We start from the raw sequence: 6,288 nt of genomic DNA on the forward strand, positions 1-6,288 counted from the left end.
CTATTTTAGGAGATCTATTTTTTGATCTTTCGAATAAATTCAATATATTATCGAGTTCGAATTTTAATTTATCTAAGTCCATTTTATCTATATTGTAATTTAAAAAAAGTTCTTCTATGTCAAAACTTATTGTATTTAGCTCATCTGTAATCTTTAAAAATAGATCAAAATTATTACTTTTTTTAGCATTCATGAATTTTTTTATATCTTTTTCTATAAAAGAAACTATTTCATACTCTTTATCAAAGATACCTTCTGGAATAGGGTAAGGTTTTATTCTTTGAAGATAGTATTTATTTTTAGAATTTATATTGTATGTGTATGAAACTTTTAAATTATCATCAATTTCAAATTCTATAAAATATAATATTCCATGAATTTTTTTTATATCTGTTGCACCTATATATCTAAGTCGAGCTTCTATAGTGTCTCCATAAGCATTATCCAAAATATTCATTAGTATTCCTCCTAAAATTTATTTAAAATCGGATTAGTAAATAAATAGTTGAGATTAGTATTGAAAAAATCATAAGTGGAAATCCTATTTTAAAATAGTCTTTAAAACTTATAGGGTATCCATTTTTCTGACCTACATTAGCAAGAACTATATTAGCAGAAGCTCCTATTAATGTACCATTACCACCTAGGCAAGCTCCTAGAGAAGTTGCCCACCATATTGGCATTACATCTATACCCTGGCCTTGCATAGTTAGTATAAGTGGAATCAAAGTAGCTACAAAAGGTATATTATCTAAGAATGATGAAATTATAGCTGACAACCAAAGTATAACTAGCATTGTAAGAACTAAATGACCACTTGTTGCACTTATTAAATATTGAGCAATGTTATTTATTATTCCAACCTCAACAAGTCCTCCAACTATTACAAATAATCCTCCGAAAAATGCTATAGTTGACCACTCAATACTGGAAAGGATTTCATCAACATCTTGTTTGCCTATAAACATCATTATAGTAGCTCCTGTTAAGGCGACTATACTGGATTCAAGGTTTAAAACATTGTGTAGAATAAATCCAAGTAAAATAAATATAATCATAATAATACTCTTTATAAGCAGTGGCTTATCTTTAATTGCTTTTTTTTCATCTAAATTTAAAATTTTTTCTTTTGCTTTATCATCTACAAAAAGTTGCTTTTTAAACATAAATTTAAAACACAAGATAGTTAGAAACAAAATGATTAGAACTATAGGACCTAAGTTTATTATAAAGTCTGCAAAACTTAGATTTGCTGCACTACCTATCATTATATTAGGTGGATCTCCTATTAGGGTTGCAGTACCTCCTATATTAGATGCTAGAATTTGAGTTACTAAAAATGGAGTTGGATTTATATTTAGAATTTGAGTTATAACTATAGTCATTGGCCCTATCAATAAAACGGTGGTAACATTATCTAAAACAGCTGATAAAACAGCGGTTAATATTACAAAACATAGCATAATTTTCCAAGGATCTCCCTTTGATTTTTTAGCTGAAAATATAGCTATGTATTCAAACACACCTGAATTTTTGACAACAGAAACAAATAGCATCATGCCTATTAAAACCCCAATTGTATTAAAATCGATATGATGCAGGCCTTGCTCAACTGACAATATGTTAAATATAATCATAAGTAAAGCTCCGGCCATAGCTGCAATAGCTCTATTTACTTTTTCTGAAATAATAGCTAGCATAACCACTAAAAATATGATGATAGCTATTACTTGTTTAATAAGCACTAATATCGCCCCCTTATAATAATAAAGATATTAAAACCTATAAGTAGAGTATAGTTGAAAAAACTTAAATGTGTTAAAAAAAATGAAAGTTCTTTTTTTATAAAGAAAAACAATATTTTTGTTAATTATTATTAACATTAAGTATAAAAAATTAAATACATATTAAAAAAGTTAAGCAGAAATTTCATGTGAAAAATTTAAAAAATTAGTTGCGATATTAATTAAATATATATAAAATAAGTAGTGTAGACAAGCGGATGTGGCGGAATTGGCAGACGCACCAGACTTAGGATCTGGCGCCATTGGCGTGGGGGTTCGACTCCCTTCATCCGCACCAATAAATAAAAAACGAGTATTTGAATTATAAATAATTCGAATACTCGTTTTTTATTTATTTAAAGTTGATTTTGAAATAATATTACATAAAATTAAAGTTTAAATAAAATAAAATTGTTGACAATTATAAATTAGGTATGTAAAATTACATATAAATAAATTGAATACGAATTGTAGAGGTCGCGATAATAATCAGTACCAATAATGAGTTAAGCAACGAAGAGTTATTGGGAAAGGGATTGTTGCCGAAGGATTTAGCTGATGCTTTAAGGCTATATACCTGGGGATGTATATAATATATGCATAACTGTCACAATATTAAATTGTGTTGAGCTACATTTAAGGAATAGATGCTATATATTTCTAGCTAAATTTTAATCCCCCTTAAGTGAAACTTAAGGGGGATTTTTGTTTATAAAAAATGATTAATACAAAATAGGAGGACTTAAGATATGAAATTACAAGGTACTATGTCAGTAAAAGGAAATGAATTATATATAGGTGGAGTTGGATGTAAAGAACTTAGAGAAACGTATAAAACACCACTTTATGTATTTGATGAGGAATTAGTTAGAAACAATTGTAAAGAATATATAAAACATTTCAAGGTCAATGAAAATAAAAACAGAGTTGCATATGCAGGTAAAGCATTTTTACCAATGTATATGTGTAAATTAATATCTGAAGAAGGCTTATATCTTGACGTAGTATCAGGTGGTGAACTTTTCACAGCACATAAATCAGGTTTTCCTATGGAAAAAGTATTATTTCATGGAAATAATAAAACAATAGATGAAATTGAAATGGGAGTAGATCTTGGAGTTGGGAGATTTGTAGTAGATAATTACTATGAATTAGAGTTATTGCAGAACATTTGTGAGCAAAAAGGTAAAATTCAATCTATATATTTTAGAATAACACCAGGAATAGAAGCACATACTCACGATTATATAAAAACAGGACAAATTGATTCAAAATTTGGATTTGCATTATCAAATGGAGATTTACAAGATGCATTAGAAAGTATTAAAAAATATGAAAATATAAACCTAGTAGGATTACATGCTCATATAGGATCTCAAATTTTTGACGTAGAGCCATACTTAGATGAAGTTGAAATAATGATGAACCTAGTAAAAGAAATAAAACAACAACATAACATAAACATAGAGGAAGTTGACTTAGGAGGAGGTGTAGGTGTTTATTATACAGAGAATGATGAACCTAAAACAATAAAAGAGTTTTGCAGCTCGATAATAGAAAAAGTTGAGGATGTATGTAAAGATATAAATATAGATGTTCCGATATTAATAATAGAGCCGGGAAGATCAATAGTTGCAAATGGAGGCAGCACAATATACACAGTTGGATCTATAAAGGACATAAAAGATGTAAGAACGTACGTAAGTGTTGATGGTGGAATGACAGACAATATAAGACCATCATTATATCAGGCAGGTTATGAATGTTCAATTGCCAATAAAATGGGTATAGAAAAAAATAATAAAGTTACAATAGCTGGTAAATGTTGCGAAAGTGGTGATATACTAATAACAGATGTTGATGTTATGGATATAGAAAGTGGAGATATATTAATAATGTCATCAACTGGAGCGTATGGATATTCAATGTCATCAAACTACAATAAAATAATAAAGCCTGCAGTAGTATCTGTTAAAGATGGCAAAAGTAAATTAATATGCAAAAGAGAAAGCTTTGAAGATCTTTTAAGATTAGAAATCGCTGACTAAAGGTAAAAAATTAAATAAGACACAAAGGAGAAAATAATGAAGTCATTTTGGAAGAATTACAAATCATCAATAATCTTAATTTTAGCAATTATATTAGGGGGAATCGTCGGAGCTATAATGGGCGCTAAGGCAGCCATATTTAAGCCAGTAGGAGACTTGTTTTTAAATTTATTATTCATGACATTAGTACCATTAGTATTTTTTAGTGTAACTTCAGCAATTTCTAATATGGGAGAAATGAAAAGATTAGGTAAAATATTAAAAAATATAGTTTTAGTGTTTGCAATGACTGCCATAATATCATCTATTATAGGTATAATTGGAGTTATAATTATGAATCCAACAAAAGGATTAAATCCGGATATGTTTGCAAATTTAATGCAAAGTTCGGTAGAAAAAGTAGATACAGAAAAAGTTGGATTATTACAACAACTTGTAAATACAGTTACAGTAAGTGATTTTAAGGATTTATTATCAAAAGCAAATATGTTACAACTTATTATATTCTCAATTTTAGTAGGTATAGCAACAGCTATGGCAGGAGAGATTGCAAAACCTATAGCTACTTTCACTCAAGCAGGTGCTGCAGTTATGATGAAATTAGTAAACTTAATAATGAAGTTAGCACCTATAGGATTAGGATGTTATTTTGCAAGTGTAATAGGAGAATTAGGACCACAAATATTATCAGGATACGCTAAAGTCTTTGTATTATATATAATTCTAGCAGCTATATGCTATGCAGGGATATTCACATTATATGCTTATATAGCTGGAGGAAAACAGGGAGTTGAAGTGTTTTGGAAAAATGCTATAGCACCTACAGTTACGGCTTTAGCAACTTGCTCTAGTGCAGCATCAATACCGGTTAATTTAGATGCTAGTAAAAAAATGGGAGTACCAAATGATATAGCAGAAACTGTAATACCTCTAGGTGCAAACATACACAAAGATGGATCTGTAATAGGTGGAGTTTTAAAGATAACTTTCTTATTTGGACTATTTGGAAGGGATATAACTAGTATATCTGCAATAATTTCTATAGTATCAGTATCTTTCTTAGTTGGAGCAGTTATGGGTGCAATTCCAGGAGGAGGTATGATGGGAGAAATGCTAATATTAAGTGTATATGGATTCTCTCCAGAGGTTCTTCCTATAATAGCAGTAATTAGTACTATAATAGATGCACCAGCTACAGTTTTAAACTCAACTGGTAACACAGTATGTTCTATGATGGTCGCTAGACTGGTAGAAGGAAAAGAGTGGATGAAAACAAAGTTAAGCTAAAATAAAAATATAATTATATATAAATTTAAAGCCTCTATTATTTAATAGAGGCTTTAAAAATGTAAGGGTACTTTTATATTAAAATTTATATATAGGTTATTAGGATATTAAACTATTATATACACTATGCAACAAAAAAGTTTTTAATTCTTACAAAATTGACATTTGATAAATGTATTTTATGTATTTATAATATTGAAGGGATAAAATTAGATTAAGGAGACATTTATGAATAAACTTCATTATTTTTTTAGAACTTCAATAGAAAGAAATAACTTTTCTAATTTTGGAGTCATACATTTAATATTGTTGGGGATAACTTTGCTAGGGATAGTAATTATTATTAATAAAAAAAGAGAAAATAGATTATTTGAATTATTTATAGGAATAGCGCTATTAATTCAACAAACAACATTATATTTATGGTACCTTAAAGGGAATTACCATTTTGTACAGGAAGGGTTGCCACTGTTTCATTGTAGGATAGCTATAATTTTGATCTCCATTGGTATGATATTTAAAAAAGATTTCATGATGAAAATGGGATCATACTGGGGCGTATTTGGAGCGATTTCAGCACTGTTATTTCCAGGGCTTGATCCATTTGTTTTTCCTCATATGACTCAATTTTCATATTTTATAGGACATATTTTGTTGCTTTGGGGATCTATATATTTACTAACTATAAAAAATGTAGGTATGAGTAAATCAGATTTTAAGAAAGTATTTATTATAACTAACTTATATCATATAGCTATGTTTAATATAAATAATTTAATAAATTCAAATTATGCATATATGAAGTCATCTCCAATTGGCATAGGAAATAAATTAAATCCAATTTTATATGGATTTATAGTTATGATGATATTCAACTCGATTCTAAGTTTAGAGTATTTTGCTCTAAATAATAAAAAAGAATCTTCAGTAGAAGAATGCTACGAAATAGAATTAATAAAAATATAAGCCTATAGAAAAAAGTTTTTGGCATATACTTAGAGTATGTAGAAAAAACTTTTCACAATTATACTAAATTTAGAATAGATAATATTAACTATACTTATTATTAGGAGAAGAATAATGCAAGAAATAAAAAATGCAATTATACTATTACTACATTTCTTCGCTTTTTTAACTTTATTTTATTTACTTTCAGAACAATACATGGT

5 protein-coding genes, 1 tRNA gene and 1 riboswitch are annotated in these 6,288 nt (G+C 28.2%); of the genes, 4 read left to right on the top strand and 2 right to left on the bottom strand.

Going from position 1 to position 6,288, the window contains the following annotated elements; all coding sequences use genetic code 11:
• Together RWY47_RS01170 and RWY47_RS01175 are read right to left on the bottom strand one after the other, a co-directional pair.
• The coding region (locus tag RWY47_RS01170) for a hypothetical protein (RefSeq protein WP_316030206.1) at positions 1 to 457 on the bottom strand (457 nt) is incomplete at its 3' end.
• 22 nt (positions 458 to 479) lie between these two features.
• On the bottom strand, positions 480 to 1,745 hold the full coding sequence (locus RWY47_RS01175; RefSeq protein ID WP_053831889.1) for an SLC13 family permease: 1,266 nt from the start codon (positions 1,743 to 1,745) through the stop codon (positions 480 to 482).
• 253 nt (positions 1,746 to 1,998) lie between these two features.
• Between RWY47_RS01175 and RWY47_RS01180 the strand changes: the two genes are divergently transcribed.
• The 4 genes from RWY47_RS01180 (at position 1,999) to RWY47_RS01195 (ending at position 6,085) form a co-directional block, all read left to right on the top strand.
• Positions 1,999 to 2,082 (top strand) — tRNA-Leu (locus RWY47_RS01180).
• 165 nt (positions 2,083 to 2,247) lie between these two features.
• Positions 2,248 to 2,425, top strand: a riboswitch (Lysine riboswitch).
• 108 nt (positions 2,426 to 2,533) lie between these two features.
• On the top strand, positions 2,534 to 3,832 hold the full coding sequence (gene lysA, locus RWY47_RS01185) for a diaminopimelate decarboxylase (protein ID WP_150842862.1): 1,299 nt from the start codon (positions 2,534 to 2,536) through the stop codon (positions 3,830 to 3,832).
• Between the two features lie 36 nt (positions 3,833 to 3,868).
• On the top strand, positions 3,869 to 5,119 hold the full coding sequence (locus RWY47_RS01190; protein WP_021431377.1) for a dicarboxylate/amino acid:cation symporter: 1,251 nt from the start codon (positions 3,869 to 3,871) through the stop codon (positions 5,117 to 5,119).
• Between the two features lie 228 nt (positions 5,120 to 5,347).
• Entirely contained in the window at positions 5,348 to 6,085 is a 738-nt protein-coding gene (locus RWY47_RS01195; RefSeq protein WP_168932320.1) for a YwaF family protein, read from the top strand.
• Positions 6,086 to 6,288: the final 203 nt, after the last annotated feature.

The organism is Paraclostridium sp. MRS3W1 (assembly GCF_032465715.1).
In the GTDB taxonomy this organism is placed as follows: Bacteria; Bacillota; Clostridia; order Peptostreptococcales; family Peptostreptococcaceae; genus Paraclostridium; species Paraclostridium dentum.

Coding starts and splice junctions, on each gene's coding strand:
- lysA (WP_150842862.1), top strand. CDS start 2,534: ATGAAATTACAAGGTACTATGTCAGTAAAAGGAAATGAATTATATATA.
- RWY47_RS01190 (WP_021431377.1), top strand. CDS start 3,869: ATGAAGTCATTTTGGAAGAATTACAAATCATCAATAATCTTAATTTTA.
- RWY47_RS01195 (WP_168932320.1), top strand. CDS start 5,348: ATGAATAAACTTCATTATTTTTTTAGAACTTCAATAGAAAGAAATAAC.